This is a genomic window from Amycolatopsis endophytica (genome assembly GCF_013410405.1).
GTDB lineage: Bacteria > Actinomycetota > Actinomycetes > Mycobacteriales > Pseudonocardiaceae > Amycolatopsis_E > Amycolatopsis_E endophytica.
Window position 1 is genome coordinate 2,407,563 of sequence record NZ_JACCFK010000001.1, and the last position, 16,611, is coordinate 2,424,173.

16 protein-coding genes are annotated in these 16,611 nt (G+C 70.0%); 7 read left to right on the forward strand and 9 right to left on the reverse strand.

Annotation, left to right across the window (positions count from 1 at the left end; all coding sequences use genetic code 11):
• Window positions 1-11 precede the first annotated feature (11 nt).
• On the reverse strand, window positions 12-500 hold the full coding sequence (locus HNR02_RS11975) for a beta-class carbonic anhydrase (protein WP_179773265.1): 489 nt from the start codon (window positions 498-500) through the stop codon (window positions 12-14).
• A gap of 67 nt (window positions 501-567) precedes the next feature.
• Window positions 568-1,668, reverse strand: a complete 1,101-nt coding sequence (locus HNR02_RS11980; RefSeq protein ID WP_179773266.1) for a LacI family DNA-binding transcriptional regulator — start codon at window positions 1,666-1,668, stop codon at window positions 568-570.
• Between the two features lie 196 nt (window positions 1,669-1,864).
• Here HNR02_RS11980 and HNR02_RS11985 point away from each other — a divergent pair, with 196 nt between their 5' ends.
• The 3 genes from HNR02_RS11985 to HNR02_RS11995 are packed head-to-tail and all read left to right on the forward strand — an operon-like array spanning window position 1,865 to window position 4,453.
• Window positions 1,865-2,761: a metal ABC transporter solute-binding protein, Zn/Mn family gene (locus HNR02_RS11985; protein ID WP_179773267.1), complete on the forward strand. Its 897-nt coding sequence runs from the start codon at window positions 1,865-1,867 to the stop codon at window positions 2,759-2,761.
• A complete protein-coding gene (locus HNR02_RS11990) occupies window positions 2,758-3,552 on the forward strand; it encodes a metal ABC transporter ATP-binding protein (RefSeq protein ID WP_179773268.1) in 795 nt (264 codons plus the stop codon). The genes HNR02_RS11985 and HNR02_RS11990 overlap by 4 nt, the downstream gene beginning before the upstream one ends.
• A gap of 22 nt (window positions 3,553-3,574) precedes the next feature.
• The gene (locus tag HNR02_RS11995; protein ID WP_179773269.1) at window positions 3,575-4,453 is read left to right on the forward strand and encodes a metal ABC transporter permease; all 879 of its coding nucleotides are present in this window, start codon (window positions 3,575-3,577) and stop codon (window positions 4,451-4,453) included.
• On the opposite strand, the gene HNR02_RS12000 is transcribed toward HNR02_RS11995, so the two are convergent.
• Genes HNR02_RS12000 through HNR02_RS12010 form a run of 3 tightly spaced genes read right to left on the reverse strand, consistent with a single transcriptional unit; the run spans window position 4,413 to window position 8,222 of the window.
• Window positions 4,413-5,720 (reverse strand): alginate O-acetyltransferase AlgX-related protein, encoded by a 1,308-nt coding sequence (locus tag HNR02_RS12000; protein WP_179773270.1) that lies wholly within the window; start codon window positions 5,718-5,720, stop codon window positions 4,413-4,415. The two genes, HNR02_RS11995 and HNR02_RS12000, sit on opposite strands and share 41 nt — an antisense overlap.
• Window positions 5,721-5,741: 21 nt before the next feature.
• Window positions 5,742-6,965 carry a DUF445 family protein gene (locus tag HNR02_RS12005; RefSeq protein ID WP_179773271.1) on the reverse strand — a complete coding sequence of 408 codons (1,224 nt, stop codon included), beginning with the start codon at window positions 6,963-6,965 and terminating at the stop codon, window positions 5,742-5,744.
• Between the two features lie 24 nt (window positions 6,966-6,989).
• Entirely contained in the window at window positions 6,990-8,222 is a 1,233-nt protein-coding gene (locus tag HNR02_RS12010; protein WP_179773272.1) for a DUF445 domain-containing protein, read from the reverse strand.
• A gap of 134 nt (window positions 8,223-8,356) precedes the next feature.
• Between HNR02_RS12010 and HNR02_RS12015 the strand changes: the two genes are divergently transcribed.
• The gene (locus HNR02_RS12015) at window positions 8,357-9,448 is read left to right on the forward strand and encodes a coiled-coil domain-containing protein (RefSeq protein WP_218902800.1); all 1,092 of its coding nucleotides are present in this window, start codon (window positions 8,357-8,359) and stop codon (window positions 9,446-9,448) included.
• Between the two features lie 69 nt (window positions 9,449-9,517).
• On the opposite strand, the gene HNR02_RS12020 is transcribed toward HNR02_RS12015, so the two are convergent.
• From HNR02_RS12020 to HNR02_RS12035, 4 genes are all read right to left on the reverse strand, one after another.
• Window positions 9,518-10,909, reverse strand: a complete 1,392-nt coding sequence (locus HNR02_RS12020) for an FGGY-family carbohydrate kinase (RefSeq protein WP_179773273.1) — start codon at window positions 10,907-10,909, stop codon at window positions 9,518-9,520.
• A complete protein-coding gene (locus HNR02_RS12025) occupies window positions 10,906-12,237 on the reverse strand; it encodes an MFS transporter (RefSeq protein WP_179773274.1) in 1,332 nt (443 codons plus the stop codon). Before HNR02_RS12025 ends, HNR02_RS12020 begins: the two co-directional genes overlap by 4 nt.
• A gap of 71 nt (window positions 12,238-12,308) precedes the next feature.
• Window positions 12,309-13,097, reverse strand: a complete 789-nt coding sequence (locus tag HNR02_RS12030; RefSeq protein ID WP_179773275.1) for a DeoR/GlpR family DNA-binding transcription regulator — start codon at window positions 13,095-13,097, stop codon at window positions 12,309-12,311.
• Between the two features lie 9 nt (window positions 13,098-13,106).
• Entirely contained in the window at window positions 13,107-13,709 is a 603-nt protein-coding gene (locus tag HNR02_RS12035) for a histidine phosphatase family protein (protein ID WP_179773276.1), read from the reverse strand.
• A 68-nt stretch (window positions 13,710-13,777) separates the two neighbouring features.
• Between HNR02_RS12035 and HNR02_RS12040 the strand changes: the two genes are divergently transcribed.
• From HNR02_RS12040 to HNR02_RS12050, 3 genes are read left to right on the forward strand one after another with little or no spacing between them, the layout of a single operon-like run.
• Window positions 13,778-14,455, forward strand: coding sequence for an HAD family hydrolase (locus HNR02_RS12040; RefSeq protein WP_179773277.1), 678 nt, complete (start codon window positions 13,778-13,780; stop codon window positions 14,453-14,455).
• The gene (gene dhaL / locus HNR02_RS12045; protein ID WP_179773278.1) at window positions 14,452-16,140 is read left to right on the forward strand and encodes a dihydroxyacetone kinase subunit DhaL; all 1,689 of its coding nucleotides are present in this window, start codon (window positions 14,452-14,454) and stop codon (window positions 16,138-16,140) included. Before HNR02_RS12040 ends, dhaL begins: the two co-directional genes overlap by 4 nt.
• Window positions 16,140-16,604 carry a ribose-5-phosphate isomerase gene (locus HNR02_RS12050; protein ID WP_179773279.1) on the forward strand — a complete coding sequence of 155 codons (465 nt, stop codon included), beginning with the start codon at window positions 16,140-16,142 and terminating at the stop codon, window positions 16,602-16,604. The genes dhaL and HNR02_RS12050 overlap by 1 nt, the downstream gene beginning before the upstream one ends.
• Window positions 16,605-16,611: the final 7 nt, after the last annotated feature.

The window sequence follows — 16,611 nt, forward strand, 5'->3', positions numbered from 1 at the left end:
GCCCAGGGTAGTCACTGGACTTCCGTGATCTTCCCGGTGTGCACGTCGTAGACGAACCCGCGCACCTTGTCCACGTGCGGCAGGTACGGGCTCCGCTTCACGCGCCGCACCGAACGGCGCACACTGTCCTCGACGTCCCGGAAAGCCTCGACCGACCACGTCGGGCGCACCCCGCAGTCCGCTTCCAGCTCGTCCTTGAAGTCGTCCTCGGTCACCGACGACACACCGCAACTCGTGTGCTGCATGATCAGCACCTCCTCGGTGCCGAGCTTGCGCTGCGACAGGGCCAGCGACCGGATCACGTCATCGGTCACCACACCGCCCCCGTTGCGGAGGATGTGCGCCTCGCCCTCCGCGAGCCCGAACACCTCGGGCACCCGGATCCGGGCATCCATGCAGGTCAGCACCGCGACCTTCAGGGCGGGCCGGGACTCCGACCGGTCTCCGACGGTTTCGGCGTTGTCCTTGTTGCGCTGCAGCAACGTGTCGATCGCGGTCAAGAATGCCTCCCGGGGTTCGTCCGGATTTCATTCCACCGGACCCATCAACGCCCCGCAATGAGAGAGATCACGGTCCGAACCAGTGCTGCTCCATCGTGCGTGGCGGCGCGGACGTCGTGCCCATCCGCAGCTGCGTGTTCAGCGTGATGATTCGCGGCTTGACGTGGTCACCGGAGGACAGCAGCAGCTTGCCCGCGGCGCGGCCCTTCTCCAGGACCGGCTGGTGCACCGTGGTCAGCCCGGCGCGCTCGGCTTCGGCGATGCCGTCGAACCCGGTCACCGTCAGATCCGCGGGTACCCGCAGCCCGCGCCGGCTCGCCTCGGCCAGCGCGCCCAGCGCGAGGATGTCCGAGGTGCACAGCAGTGCCGTGACCTGAGGATTCGCGTCGAGGAGTTGACGGGCCGCGGCGGCACCGTCGTCGACGTTGTGTTCGAAACGTTCCACGACCGGCACCGTCGACCAGTCGACACCGACCTTGGCGAACGCCTTCGACAGCGCCTCCAGCCGGGAGCGCTGCACGTGGAAGTGCGCGCTCTGCTGCCGGTCGAGGTAGGCGAACCCGTCGTTGCGGTCGCGTGCCAACCGCATGCACAGCACGCCGATCTGGCGATGGCCCAGGCCGATGATGTGCTCGGCCAGCGCGGTGACGGCCGTGGTGTCGTCCGGGCCGACGCGGTCCACGCCCTCGATGCGGGGCTGGTCGATGATCACCGTCGGCACCGGCCGCGCCAGCACGGCGCCCAGGTGCGGATCGTCGTCCGGCACCGAGTAGACGACGAACCCGTCGACACCCGCCCGGTGCACGGCGGCCACGTCGTCCCGGCCGGGGCTCGCGGGCACCAGGTGCAGGCCGACGCCGGCGTCCTCACAGGCCAGTGCGAGACCTTCGAGCACGCCGATCGCGGCCGGGTCGCGGAAGGCGTAGGACAGGTTCTCGGTGAGCAGCAGCCCGACCGCGCCGGCCTTGCGCGTGCGCAGCGAACGCGCCACCGGATCGGGTCCGGGGTAGCCCAGGCGGCGGGCCGTCTCCAGGACCCGCTTGCGTAGTTCGGGTGAAAGCTGATCCGGGCGGTTGTACGCGTTGGACACGGTGGTCCGCGACACGCCGAGCTCCGCGGCGAGCGACGCCAACGTCGCCTGTCGCCTCATGCGCATAGGACGCCCCATGAGGGAACCGTAACGGTTCAGAACGGAGTCGTGAAGTCGAACGCCGTCCGTGCGGCGTGTGCCACTGCGCAAGGTGACGTTCAGGCAGGAGTAACCGAGCCGGTGAGCAGTTCACTCGTTAGGGTAAGGTGATAGCGAAAACCGTTTCCAATAAAGCTGACGCTGCTTTCCACCTCGTACTTCAGGAGTGCTCGCGATGAGTTTCCCTCGCCTCCTCGGCCTCGCGTCCGCCGCGACGGCCCTCGTTCTCGGTCTCACCGCCTGTGGCGGGACTAACACCGCGAGTGAGAGCGACGACGGCAAGATCAACGTCGTCGCCTCGACGAACGTGTGGGGCAGCGTCGCCTCCGCCGTCGGCGGCGACGAGGTGGCGGTCACCTCGATCATCGACGACCCGAGCGCCGACCCGCACTCCTACGAGACCACCCCCGAGGACGCGGTCGCCGCGCAGAACGCGCAGCTGACCCTGGCCAACGGCGGCGGCTACGACGACTTCTTCGGCAAGCTCGCCGACCAGGCTGCCGACGCACGCAAGCTCGACGCCTACGAGATCGGCGCGACCGGCGACGAGAACGAGCACGTCTGGTACAGCTTCGCGACCGTCGCCAAGGTCGCCGACCAGGTCGCCACCGAGCTCGGCCAGATCAAGCCGGACGCGGCGCAGACCTTCACCACCAACGCCACGAACTTCAAGTCCCAGCTCGACCAGCTGACCCAGAAGGCCGGGCAGATCGGCACCAGCCACCCGGACACCAAGGTCCTGGTCACCGAACCGGTCGCGCACTACCTGATCGACGCCGCGAAGGTCACCGACGCCACTCCGGAGGAGTTCTCCGAGGCCGTCGAGGAGGAGACCGACGTTCCGCCCGCCGCGCTCGCCGAGGTCAACGACCTGCTGAACACCAAGCAGGTCAAGACTCTGATCAACAACGAGCAGACCACCACGCCGGTCACCGAGCAGGTCGTCGCGACGGCGAACACGGCCGGGATCCCCGTGGTCGGTGTGACCGAAACGCTGCCCGCCGGGACGAGCGACTACATTGCCTGGATGACCAGCGAAGTCGACGACCTGGCGAAGGCCCTGAACTCTTGAGCCCTGCGGTACAGATCTCCGGTGCGACCCTCGCGTTCGGTTCGCGCACCCTGTGGTCCGATCTGGACCTGTCGGTCGAGCGCGGCGAATTCGTTGCCGTGCTCGGCCCCAACGGGTCCGGCAAGACCAGCCTGCTGAAGGTGCTGCTCGGTCTGCAGCACCTGTCGCGGGGCAGCGTGCGCATCAACAGCGATCAGCCGGTCGGCTACGTCCCGCAGCAGCGGGCGATGGCCGAGGCGCTGACGTTGCGCGGGGTCGATCTGGTCGGGCTCGGGCTCGACGGGCACCGGTGGGGTACCGGGCTGCGTGGTCTGGCCGAGCGACGGCGGCGGGTGTCCGTCGCCGTCGAGGCGGTCGGCGCCGGGTCCTACGCGAAGCAGCCGGTCGGCAAGCTCTCCGGTGGCGAGCAGCAACGGCTCCGTGTCGCGCAGGCCCTGGTCGGGGAGCCGGACGTGCTGCTGTGCGACGAGCCGCTGCTCTCGCTCGACCTCGCGCACCAGCGCGCGGTCAGTGAGCTGATCGACGCCCGCCGCCGCGAGGCGGGCACCGCGGTGCTGTTCGTGACCCACGAGATCAACCCGATCCTGCCCTATGTGGACCGGGTGCTGTACCTGGTCGACGGCCGGTTCCGGATCGGGCCGCCGGGCGCGGTGATGACGTCGGAGACGTTGTCCGAGCTGTACCGGGCACGCGTCGAGGTGGTCCGCGTCGGCGGCCAGATCCACGTCGCCGGCGCGCGCAGCGCGGTCTGCGAGGACGAACCCCACCACCTGGACGAGCGCGTTTCGTGAGTACCGAAGGTCACCGCTGAACATGGACAAGCTCTTCGACTTCGGTCTGACGGGACAGCTGCTCGGGCTGTCGTTCGTGCAGACCGCCCTGCTCGCCGCGGCCGTGCTCGGTCTCGTCGCGGGTGTGCTCGGGCCGCTGATCGTGACCAGGCGGATGTCCTTCGCCGTGCACGGCACCGCCGAGCTGGCCTTCACCGGCGCGGCCGGGGCGTTGCTGCTCGGCGTCGGTGTCGAATTCGGCGCGCTCGCCGGTGCGGTGATCGCCGCGTTGCTGCTCGGCCTGCTCGGCGGGCGCGAGTCCGATCGCGACTCGGTGATCGGCGCGATCCTGTCCTTCGGGCTCGGCCTCGGCGTGCTGTTCCTGTGGTTCTACCCCGGTCGCGCGGCCAACAAGTTCGGCATCCTGGTCGGCCAGATCGTGTCCATCGAGACGACCAACCTGATCGTGCTGGTCATCGCCGCGCTGGTGGTACTGGCGGTGCTGGCCGTCATCTACCGGCCGCTGTTGTTCGCCAGCGTCGACCCGCACGTCGCCGCGGCCCGCGGGGTTCCGGCCCGCACGTTGTCCGTCGTGTTCGCCGTCCTCGTCGGCGTCGCGACCGCGCTCGGGGTGCAGATCGTCGGTGCGCTGCTGGTGGTCTCGATGATGGTGACGCCGGCGGCCGCGGCCGCGCGGCTGACGGCGAGCCCGTGGAAGGTGACGGTGCTGGCGGTCGTGTTCGCCGAAACCGCCGCGCTGGGCGGGATCATCCTGTCGCTGGCGCCGGGCGCGCCGGTCAGCGCGTTCGTCACCACCATCGCGTTCACCATCTACCTGGTGTGCCGCGTGATCGCCTACGTGCGTGATCGGGCGGCCCGCGTCACCGAGGATTCGCCTGCAGTTGCGCCTGCAGCGCCGTGAGGAACTTGTCGTCCAGGAACGGCAGCTGACCGCTGGAGACGCTGCGTTCCACGGTCTCCAGCACGACGACGTCGGAATTGACGAACATCCCGATCGCCTGCGCCTGATCGGTCTTCGGCGTGAAGTAGGCGAGCATCGTCAGGTTCGCGAACCCGGCCGCCAGGTAGCGCGAGGACGCCTTGGTGAACGAGTCGCCGTAGAACAGGGTCTTTTCGTTCACGGTCGAGGACATCGGCGAGGCGAAGCGGTAGGACGGCGTCTCGATGTCGGTGATGGTCTGCCCCGCCCTGTCGACGATTCCGTCCGGGCGCAGGTCGTACAGCACGTTCGTCTTGTCGGCCTTCTTGCCCAGCAGCGGCGGCAGGTCCGCGGCCACCGTGTAGGTGCCGACCTGCTTGCTCTGCCACGTCGCGGTGACGCCCGGCTGCACGGCCTCCGCGACCGCGCGGGTCATCGCGAGCGATCCCTCGTCGGTCCAGTGCGTGTCGTTGGACGGGTAGACCGGGCGGCCCACCCGCTGCGCCGCCGCGGTCAGCTCCGGCCGCAGGTCCAGCGCCCCGGCGTTGTCGATCTGCTGCCACGTCGGCGCTTCCGCGGCCTGGTGGCAGTCCCTGCCGGGGTAGCTGCTGGGCAGGTTCTCCGGGACCATTGTGGACTTGTCGGGCGCGACGACCCACACGAACTTGCGGCCGGACCCCTCGATCATCTCGCGCAGCCGTTGCATCCGGACCAGCGTGTCCGGCAGCACCCGGACCGGATCGCATTTGGCCTCGGCGTCGTAACCGAAGTACAGCCAGCCCGACCTGCCCTCGATCACCTGCCGGTAACCGGCCTGGTCCAGCGGGCCGGACGTGGTCGGCTCGTCGGCGCCGTCCTGCGTCTGGGCGGGCGGCGGGCTGCCCGGCAGCGGACCGGTGCCGGTCGTCCCGCCCTGGTCGCGCGGCGGGGTCTCGCCGAAGAAGGTGCGGCTGACCCAGTCCGCGGCCTCGATGGCGGCGCCGCGGAAGGTCAGCTGGTCGGTGGCCCAGCCCGGGAGGCTGGTGAAGAACGCCCAGCCGTCGCCCATGCTGGGGAACCCGGCGAGGTGCCGGTTCTCGATCTCGGCCGGGCGCGCGCCGAACACCCACAGCAGCGCCGGGGTCGTGAAGAACACGAGCGCGCAGATCAACGCGGTGAGCTGACGGCCACCGTGCCGGGGCCGGTGCAGGGAGTGCTCGCGGGGAAGCCACGCCTCGTGCACCGCGGGGAGCTGCTGCGGTTCTCGCACCCGCCCACGTTAACGGTTCACCTAGTGCAGCATCAGCAGAACCTGCAACTCACCGACGCCGAAGCCGATCACGCCGCCGACCGCGATCAGCTTCCACTCCTCCTGCCGGAAGGCCGGGCGCAGCAGGTTCTCGTACTCCTCCGGCGTCAGCGCGAGCATCCGCTGCTCGACCATGTTCGCCAGGTCCATCGCCTCGACCAGGTAGGGCTCGGCGTGCCGCAGCAGGTACGGCATCTGCGTGAGCGCCCCGGTCGCGGCCGTTTCGGTCATCTCGCGCAGCCGCTCACCGCCGACGGTCGCGGACACCAGCGGCCGGATCAGGCCGACCTGCTCGTCCACGGCCCGCGCCACCACGCGCCGCACGAGCGCGGCCAGCTTGTCCGCGCGCGGGCCGGTCAGCAGCTCGTCCAGGATGTTCGGCACGGTCAGCACCTCGCGCGCGATGATCTCGCCGTACTGGCGGGCCACCTCGGCCTTGCGGCGCTGGAACTTGCCGTGCAACGTGACCGGCCCGATCTTCACCGGACGGCGCGGCAGGAAGATCATCTTGATGGCGAGCCAGTCGGTGAACAGGCCGATGCACCCGCCGAAGGCAGGCAGTACCCACGGGTTCTTCGTCAGCGCCCACACGACGGCCTGGACGATGCCCAGGACGAACCCGAAGTAGATCCCGCACCGCGCGATGAACGCCATTTCGGGCCGGGACGTCTCGCGGATCAGCCGCACCAGCAGGGCCCGGTCGCGGGTGAGACGCTCGACGGTCATGTGCTTGACGTCGAGCACGCCGTCGAGGTTCGCGCGGATCTCGTCGAGCAGTTCCCGCACCAGCCGCGGCGAACCGGCCTGCAACTGCTTGACGATGAGGTCCTGTGCCATCGGCGGCAGCGACTCCCACAACCGCGGATGGTGCCGGGCGAGCACATCGCGGGCCAGGTCGTCGATCGTGCGCAGCAACGGCTGCTCGATCTCGCGCACGAGCCGGTCGGGCTGGACTCTCGCGAACACCTCACCGAGGTCGATCAGGTTCGCCGTCAGCAGGTCCGTCGCGATCGCCGCCATCCGGCCGCCGTGCTTGGGCACCACGCCCTGCCAGCCGAAGGCCGGGCGGATGCCGACGAACTCCAGCGGTCGGAACATCATCTCGATGGCGACGCGCTTGGTCACGTAGCCGATCACGGCGGCGATGAACGGGATCGCGGTGTAGAGCGGCCAGTGCTGCGCGAAATCGGCCAGAACCGCGTCCATCCGCCACCCCCTCCCGGCGCGAGATTAGTGGAGGAGCACGATCGCCTGCAGCTCACCCACGAGCCCGCCGATGATCGCACCGACGGCGATCAGCTTCCACTCGTCCTGCCGGAAGGCCGGGCGCAGCAGTTCCTCGAACTCGATCGGGGACAGCTGCCGCATCCGCTCGACGATCGTGTTCCGCACGTCGAGCGCGTTCACCGCGTAGTCCTCGGCGTGGCGGATGGTGTCCGGCACCCGCTCGGCCGCCTTCGCGGCGGCGACCTGCTTCATCTCCTGCCACTTGCGGGTGCCCACGGCGGCGGCGACGAGCGGTTTCACCACGCCGGCCTGCGTGTCGATGGTGCGCTGCACCTCGCGGCTGATCAGGTGGAACAGGCGGTCCGACTTGGGGCCGTTGAGGATGGCTTCGAGGAGGTTCGGGATGGTGATGATCTCCCGCGCGATCATGTCGCCGTAGTCGGCGGCCACCTGGTCGCGCCGTTTCTGGAACACGCCCTGCCAGGTGTAGAGGCCGAAGAACTCCCGCGGCTCCCGTGGCAGGAAGATCATCTTCAAGGCGAGCCAGTCGGTGAACCACCCGATGCCGAGCCCGAACAGCGGCATCACGATCGGCGACTTCGTCAGCGCCCACACGCCCAGTTGCACGCAGCCGAGTGCGAAACCGAACACCAGGCCCGAGTTGGCGATGAACCGCATTTCCGGGCGGGAGATGTCCCGGATGAGCCGGTTCAGCAGGCTCTTGTCCCGGACGAGGTTCGTCACGACCATGGTTTTGAGGTCGAGGACGTCCTCGATGTTCTCCGAGAGTTCCCGCATGATCTTCGCGATCATCCGCGGCGATTCGGCCCGGATGCGGCGCATGAGCAGTTCCTTGGCGCCCGCGGGCAGCGCTTCCCACAGCCGCGGCTGGTACTGCTCCATGACCTCCTCGGTGATCTCCTCGACCACCTGCAGGAGGGGCTGCTCGATTTCCTTGGCGAGCTGGTCCGGATCGAGCCGGGCGAAGATCTCCTTCGGATCGACCAGGTTGTTCGTGAGCATGTCGGTGGCGGTGGCCGCCATTCGCTCCGCGTTCGCCGGCAGGACACCTTGCCAGCCGAACACCGGACGGATGCCGACGAACTCGATCGGCCGGAACATCATCTCGATGGCGACGCGTTTGGTGACGTAGCCGATCAGGGCGGCGATGAACGGCATCGTGACGTAGAGCGGCCAGTGTTCGGCCAGGTCGGCCACGATCTCCTGCAGTTCCACCCGGCCCTCCTCACGGCTCCCGCCGAACCGTATCCCAGTGCCGGGCGCGGCAGTCCGGACCGGATCTTTATGATCTCGGGTAAGCGTCACCCGAAAGTATGGAAACCCAGGTCCAATAGCACTAAGGTGCCCGCATGCCTCCTGCCGAGTCCCAAGAAGCCATCCCCGGAAATCCCCTCTTCCCCCTCGTGTTCCGCGGCTACGACCGTCCCCCGGTCGACGAGCGGTTCGCCCAGCTGAACGCCGAGCTCAAAGAGACGGCCGTGTCCCGCGACGACGCGCTGTCGTCGGTCGCCGAACTGACCCGCGCCCTCAGCTATGCCCAGCAGGAGCTGAGCGAAGCCAAGCAGGCGCTGTCCCGCATGGCCAGCGACCCGTCGAGCGCCTCGACGATGACCGAACGCGTGCGCACGATGATGGCGCTCGCCGAAGAGGAGATCGCCGAGCTCAAGAACCGCGCCGACGCGCAGGCCGACGACATCCGCGCCGCGGCCGACAAGTACGACCTCGACACCCGCAAGGCCACCGACAAGATGGTCGCCGAGCGCGAAGCCGAGCTGGCCAAGCGGCGTGACGACCTCGAACTGGAGTTCCAGGAGCGGCACACCGCGCTCACCGCCGAGCACGAGAACCTGATGGCCGAGGGCCGCGCCGAGATCGCCCGCCTGAACGACGAGGCCGCCGACGAGCGTGCCCGTCTCGACGCCGAAGCCGCCGACGCGCGCGCCAAGGCCGAGAAGGCGAGCGAGGAAGAGCTGGCCCGCAAGACCGAAGAGGTCGACACGGCGCTGGCGCAGAAGACCAACGCGGTCGAGACCGCCCTGGCGCAGAAGACCGAAGAGGTCGAAACCGCCCTGGCGCGGAAGACCCAGGAGGTCGAGGCCCGCCTCGAGAAGGACACCCGGGAAACCGAGGAGCGCCTGGCGAAGATCACGGCCGACACCGAGGCCAAGATCGCCAAGGACACCGAGGAGACCGAGAGCCGCCTGGCGAGGATCACCTCGGAGACCGAGGCCCGTCTGGCCAAGCAGACCTCCGAGGCGGAAAGCCGCGCGTCGACCCTGGTCGCCGAGGCGGAGCGTCAGCAGTCCGAGGCGACGCAGGCCCGCACCGAGGCATTCGAGTTCCGCCGCGAGGTCACCGAGCGCCTCACGGCCACGCACTCGGCCCTGCAGGAGGCTCTGGACACCCTCGTCCCGGCCGACGACAGGGCCCCGGTCGCCTGAGAAGCCCACTGAACGTGAAGGCGTCGGCGCAACGGTGCGCCGGCGCCTTTTCCGTTCCGGTATGGGAAATCAGAGCCAGCCGCGCGTCACCAGTTCTTCCCGGAACCGTTGGTAGGAATTCTCCAGCGCTTCCGATTCGCGTGCATCCGGTTCGACAATGGTGCCCTCGCCGCGGACCCATTCGCCCGCTTCGGTCAGCCCGCCGGGCACTGTCGCCGCCGCAGCGAGCATCGCGGCTCCGTAACCGGTCTCGGCCTGGGGCGACACCGTCAGCTCCAGCCCGGTGACCGTCGCGCGGATCTTCGTCCACAACGGACTCCTGCTGCCCCCGCCCGCGGCGACGAGCGGCCCGCGCACCTCGATCCCCAGCGCCGCCAGCCGCTCCAGCGCCAGCCGCTCGACGAAGGCGACTCCTTCGAGACGGGCGCGGTGCAGATCGGCCTCGTCCCGCGGCTCACCGAGCACGAAACCCCTGGCGTCGGGTGTGACGAACGGAAAGCGCTCTCCGGACCGCCGCAGCGGGTAGGCCACCACGCTCGCCGGTCCGCGAGCGGCCGCCGCCGCGTCGAGCGCGGCCAGGTCCGCTGTTCCGGACACCGCTTCGCCACCGGTGTTCGAGGCGCCGCCCGGCAACCACCAGCCGTCGGGGTGCCGGTGGCTGTACATCGCGCCGGACGGGTCGCGCACCAGGCGTTCGGTGACGCCCTTGAGGACGTACGTCGTGCCCAGGATGCCCGCGAAACTGCCGGGCGTGACGGCCCCGGTGGCGAGTTGCCCGGCGCACCCGTCGGTCATGCCCGCGACCACCAGGCAGCCCGCGGGCAGCCCGGCCACCGGCCGGGGCAGCTCGCCCAGGACGGTCGTCGGGCGGACCACCTCGGGCAGCCAGGCCACGTCGAAGTCGAAGACCTCGGCCGCCCATTCCCCGCGCAACGGGTCGTACCCGCTTTTCAGAGCGTGCGAGGAGTCGGTCGCCACCGGGCGGCCGAGGAGCTTCTCGCAGATCACATCGGGCGTGTGCCGGATGCCCGCGGCGTCCGGGAACGCGCGGCGCAGCCACGTGATCCGGCCCAGCGCGGCGGTCGGGGACACGCCCATACCCAGCTCGTCCCACCGCGGCGCGCCGACCTCCGCCGCCTTCGCGTTGTCGTCCGCGCCCCGGCGGTCGTCGTACATCAGCGCCGGGCCGAGCGGTTCCCCGTGTGCGCCGACCGCGACGATCGTGCCCGACGTGGCCGACACGGCGACTGCCCGTACCGGCTCCGGCAGCGACGCGGTGACCTCCTCGAGCACCGCCTCGACCGCGGGCCACCAGGACCGCGCATCCTGCTCGCTGCGCCCGGACTCGTCCCGGACCGGGGCGGGCAACGGCCGCGAAGCCGTCGCCCGGACCGAACCGTCGCCGCCGACCGCGAAGGCACGCACTCCCGCGGTCGCGACGTCCACACCGACAACCGTCACGGGCGAGCCGCCGTCACGTCCTGCAGGCTCACGTCGTCCTTGATCGCCTTCTCGGTGGTTTCCGGCAGCTTGAGGAACCGGGTCAGCACCGCGGCCACGACGTAGAGGCCGGCGAAAATGATCACCACACCCGCCGCGCCGGCCGGGCCGAGGAACAACGACACGATCGCGGGCCCGACGAACGCCGCCGCGCCGGCGCCGAGGTTCAGCAACGCCATCGCGCCACCCTTGTTCTCCGGCGCGAGCGAGGGCAGCAGCGCCGAGATCGGGACGAACCCGGCGAGCGTGGCGCCGTAGAGCGCACCGACGAGCAGGGCCACCCAGTAGTAGTCCGCGCCCAGCGCGGTCGGCACGAAGTACAGCAGCAGGATCGAGATCGCGCATCCGATCGCGCCGAACCAGAAGATCGTCCGCTGCCAGCCGAGCTTGTCGGAGGCCACGCCGAAGATCAGGTTGAAGAAGATGTTCGTGCCGTAGATGACCGACACCAGCAGCAGCCACCTGCCCTCGCCGAAGCCGATGTCGTCGGCGAAGATCGTCGGGAAGAACACCAGCATGCCGAACTCGGGCGCGGTGTTGATGACGCGGACGAGCATGCCGACGCCGACCCGCGGGTTCTTCCACGCGATCGACACGCTGGACACCAGGCTCTGCACGGGCTTCACGCCCTCCGGTGCGAGCCGCGTGAACCCGGTCCGCTCCCGCACGCCGAGCACGCACAGCAGACCGCCGGCGAGCAGGACACCGACCGACAGCCACAGCGTGCCGTAGTGGCCGAGCACCGGGTTGGTGAAGCTCGCGACCAGCGAGCCGAGCGTCGGCAGGCCGCCGGTGAACGCGAAGTAGAACCAGCCGACCGCGGCGCCGAGCCGGGCGACCGGCGCGACCGCGGTGATCCACACCAGGAACCCGAACGCGAACATCGGGTAGCCGAAGCCGCGGATGCCGTACGTGATCAGCATCAGCGTGTAGTTCTCACTGGGCACGGCGATCGCGAGGAACAACGCGTCGAAGACGACCCAGATCGTCAGGCCGATCCACATGACCCTGCGTGGGCCCCAGAGTTCCGACAGCGCGCCGGACAGCCAGGACGCGAGCATCACGGCCACGCCGTACACGGTGATCACGTACGACGCGTGGATCTCGGTGCCCGCGCCGTTGTCCGCCATGAACGGGGCGATGAACCCGGACTCGACGCCGTCGCCGACCATGAACAGCAACAGGCCGACGTACCCGAGGAACAGTGGGGCGGGCAGCCCCCACTTGGCGAGAAGCCCGCCGAAACCCCTCTTCGGCTGGGACAACCTCGATGTTGCCGTCTGCGTCATCACGCCTCCATGAATCCGGGAACCAAAATATCATGGAGCATGTGAAATTCACACGCAAGAGTGTGAATCACTCAGACGGACGCAACATCCACCTCGGTCTCGTCCTGCAGCTCGGCGAGCAGGTAGCCGGACACGTCCGAGTCGACGATCAGCCGGTGGTAGTCGGCCACCTCCTGCAGCCGGTACAGCGCGGTGCGCGGCATCTTGCTGGAGTCCATGAGCAGCACCCGGGTTCCCGCGCTGGCCAGCATCGCGCGCTTGACCATCACGATCTCCGGTTCCTGGTGGAAGGTCATCTCCGCGTTCATCGCCGAGGTCGACACGAACGTCGCGTCCACGGTCAGCCGCTCGACCGCTTCCAGGCACGGCATGCCGAGGAACGAGTCGTGGGTGGGCGAGTAGTCGCCGCCGAGACAGATCAGGCGCAGGTCCTCGACGTTCTTGAGCACCTCGATGGCCGGCAGGTAGTTCGTCGCCACGGTCAGCGGCGTGACCTGCGGCAACAGCCGGGCGAGCGCCAATGCGGTGGTGGAGTCGTCGAGCAGGATCGACATGCCCGGTTCGACGTGGGTGAGCGCCTGCCGCGCGATCGCGGCCTTGGCCTCCACGTGCGCGTTGAGCCGGTACTCGCTGTTGCTCTCGAACACCGTCGAGGGCTGCGCGGACACCCCGCCGCGGTACTTGCGCAGCAGGCCGCGGCGGGCCAGTTCGTCCAGGTCGCGGTGCACCGTCATCACGCTGACGCCGGTCAGGTCGGCCAGTTCCGCCGCCGACGCCTGGCCCTTCCCGACCACGTAGTCGGTGATGCGCTGCTGCCGGATGTTGCGTGAACGGGCGCTGCCGCTGGACTTGTCTTCCACAAGGCCAGGTTAGGACGTGGACAGGTTGAACCGGTGCAGGCTCGTCGCGCCGCCCTCGATGCCGATCTCGGTGATCGCCGCGTTCTCCAGGCGCGGGAACACCGTGCGGTAGCCGCGGACCGGGATGCCGAGCAGCTCGCACAACGTGACCCTGATCAGCGTGTTGTGGGCGACGACCAGTACGCGACCGCCGTCCTCCGCCGCGGCGACGTGCCGTAGTGCCGCGGCACCGCGACGTGCGGCGGCATCCGTCGCCTCGGCCCCGGGGAAGGCGCCGGCCACCGGATCGGCCCGGAACGCGGCCACCACCCGTGGGTCCAGCTCGGACAGCACGCGGCCCTCGGCGATCCCGAAGTGCACCTCGCGCAGGTCCTCGCGCACCACGGGATCGAGCCCGAGTGCCCGCGCGGACGGCGCGGCGGTGACCTCGGCCCGGCCCTGCGGCGACCGGTACAGCGCGGTGACCTGCTCGCTCTCGCGCAGGTATGCGGCCAGCCGCTCCGCCTGCCACAGCCCCCGCTCCGTGAGGCCCACCTCGCTGGAGCCCGCGTAGCGGTTCTCCGCGTGCCATTCGGTCTCGCCGTGGCGGACCAGCAGCAGCCGCGCGCCCATGCACCCTCCCGTGACAAATCTCGGATCCGGTGTTAATTTAACACCAACGGCGTGAAAGGGGTTGTTCGATGGGTTTCGCCGCGGTGGTGTTCGACCTCGACGGGGTCCTGGTCGAGAGTGAACACCTCTGGGAGGAGAACTGGGTGGCGTACGCCGCTGCCCACGGTGTCGAGTGGACGCCTGCTGACACCGGGACCGTCCAGGGCATGAGCGCGCCCGAATGGGCCGCGTACCTGGCGGAGCGCAGCGGCACCCCGGAAACCCCGGAGCAGGTCGAGAAGGCCGTGGTCGACGGCATGATCGCCTCGATCGCGGCCGGCGAGGCCCCGCTGCTCGACGGTGCGGAGGCGATGGTGCGTGACGTCGCCGCCCGCGTCCCGGTCGCGCTCGCGTCCTCCGCCGCGCGCCGGGTCATCGACGCGGTGCTGGAGACGCACGGGCTGACCGGGGAGTTCCAGGCCACCGTGTCCAGCGCGGAGGTCCCGCGCGGCAAACCCAGCCCGGACGTCTACGCCGAGGCCGCGTCCCGCCTCGGCTTCCGCGGCGAGCAGTGCCTCGGCGTCGAGGACTCCAGCAACGGCATCCGCGCCGCCGCGGCCGCCGGGCTCACGGTGATCGCGCTGCCCAACCCGACGTACCCGCCGAAGCCGGACGCGCTGGAGCTGGCCGCGCGGGTCGCGGAGTCCAACCACGACGTCCGGAAGCTGCTGCTGGCCTACCTCGCCGGGGAGCTGGTGCGCTCATGACCACGCTGGGAACGGCCGCGACGTTCAAACGGGACTGGCTGGACGGCTTCGTCACCGCCTACGGCCGTGAGGTTCGCAAGGTGCCCGGCGCCTACGGCGTGCTCGGCCGCGGTGTACCCCGCCAGGGCAAGGTCGCGGTGGTCATCGGCGGTGGCTGCGGGCACTACCCGGCCTTCGCCGGGCTGGTCGGTCCCGGGCTGGCCGACGCGGCGGTGGTCGGTGACGTGTTCACCAGCCCGAGTGCCGAGCAGGTCTACCGCACCGCACGGGCCGCCGAGGCGGGCGCCGGAGTCCTGTTCGCCTACGGCAACTACGCGGGCGACGTCCTGCACTTCGGTCTCGCCGCGCGCCGCCTGGCCGCAGAGGGCATCCAGAGCCGCACCATCCTGGTCACCGACGACATCGCCAGCGGTCCGGCCGACGCGCCGGAGAAACGCCGTGGCGTGGCCGGTGACTTCATCGTCTTCAAGGTCGCCGGTGCCGCGGCCGAGCGCGGTGACGACCTCGCCGGGGTGCACGCGGCGGCGGTCAGGGCCAACGCGAACACCCGCACGTTCGGTGTCGCCTTCGGCGGCTGCACGCTGCCGGGCGCGGAGCAGCCGCTGTTCACGGTCGGTGAGTCCGAAATGGAGCTGGGGCTGGGCATCCATGGTGAGCCGGGCGTCCGCACGGTCGGCCGCCTCGGCGCCGCGGAGCTGGCCGACGAGCTGGTCGACGGTCTGCTGCCCGAGCTGCCGCCGGGCGACGGCCGGGTCGCGGTGCTGGTCAACGGGCTGGGCCGGACGAAGTACGAAGAGATGTTCGTGACCTACGGCCGCATCCACGAGCGCCTGGCCGCCGCGGGCCACACCCCGGTGCACACGGAGGTCGGCGAGTTCGTCACGTCGCTGGACATGGCCGGGGTGTCGCTGTCGGTCCTGGTGCTGGACGACGAGCTGGCCGAACTGTACGGAGCACCGTGCGACACCCCCGGCTACCGCAGCGGCGGCGCCATCTTCGAGCCGGTCGCCCTGTCGTCCACTGTGGACAAGCAGCTGGACCGGCCGGAGGGCGACGGCATCGAGGTCGTCGACCGCGTGCTGACCGCGGCCATGCGCAGCATCGAGGAGAACGAGCACGAGCTGGGCCGCCTGGACGCGGTCGCCGCGGACGGTGACCACGGGCTGGGCATGACCCGCGGGATCCGGGCCGCCGTCTCGGCCGCGCGCGAAGCGGCCGGTTCCCCGGTCGCCGACACGTTGCTGGCCGCCGGAACCGCTCTCGCCGATGCCGCGGGCGGTGCGTCGGGGGCCCTGTACGGAGTCCTGCTCGCCGAAACGGGCGCCGGGCTGCGGGCCGACGAGATCACGACGGCCGTCGTCGCCGACGCCGTGGACGGTGCGGTGCGGGCGTTCACCGAGCTGGGCAAGGCCGAGCTGGGCGAGAAAACCATGCTCGACGCGATCGAGCCGTTCCGGCAGGCGCTGCGCAAGCAGGCCGAAGCCGGTGCCGCGCTGCCGGACGCGTGGCGCAAGGCCGCGCAGGCGGCCACGCTCGCCGCCGAGGAGACCGCGAACCTGGTGCCCGCCAAGGGACGCGCGGCCCGGCTGGCGCAGCGCAGCAAGGGGCACGCCGACCCGGGCGCGACCTCGTTCGCCCTGATCGTCACGGCGATCGGGGAAGCACTGGACAAGGAGGGGAACTGATGCGGGTCGTGGTGGCCGCGGACAACGCGGGCGTGCTGCTGAAGAACGAAGTGCGGGAGCTGCTGCGTGCCGACGAGCGGGTCACCGAGGTGATCGACCTCGGGGTCGACAGCCCGGACGACGACCGCGCGTACCCGATCTTCGGCCTGGCCGCGGCGGAGAAGATCGCGAACGGCGAGGCCGAGCGCGGCGTCCTGGTCTGCGGCACCGGTATCGGCGTGGCGATCTCGGCGAACAAGGTGCCGGGTGTGCGCGCGACCGTCGCGCACGATTCATACTCTGCCGAGCGGTCCGTGAAGTCGAACAACTGCCAGATCATCACGTTCGGCGCCCGGGTCATCGGAGCCGAACTGGCGAAGAAGATCGTCACCGAATGGCTGGGATACGAGTTCGACCCCGGTTCGCCCAGCGCGGCCAAGGTCGCCCACATCACCGACTACGAGAAGGTCCACGCGGCCAGCTGAGGCCCGG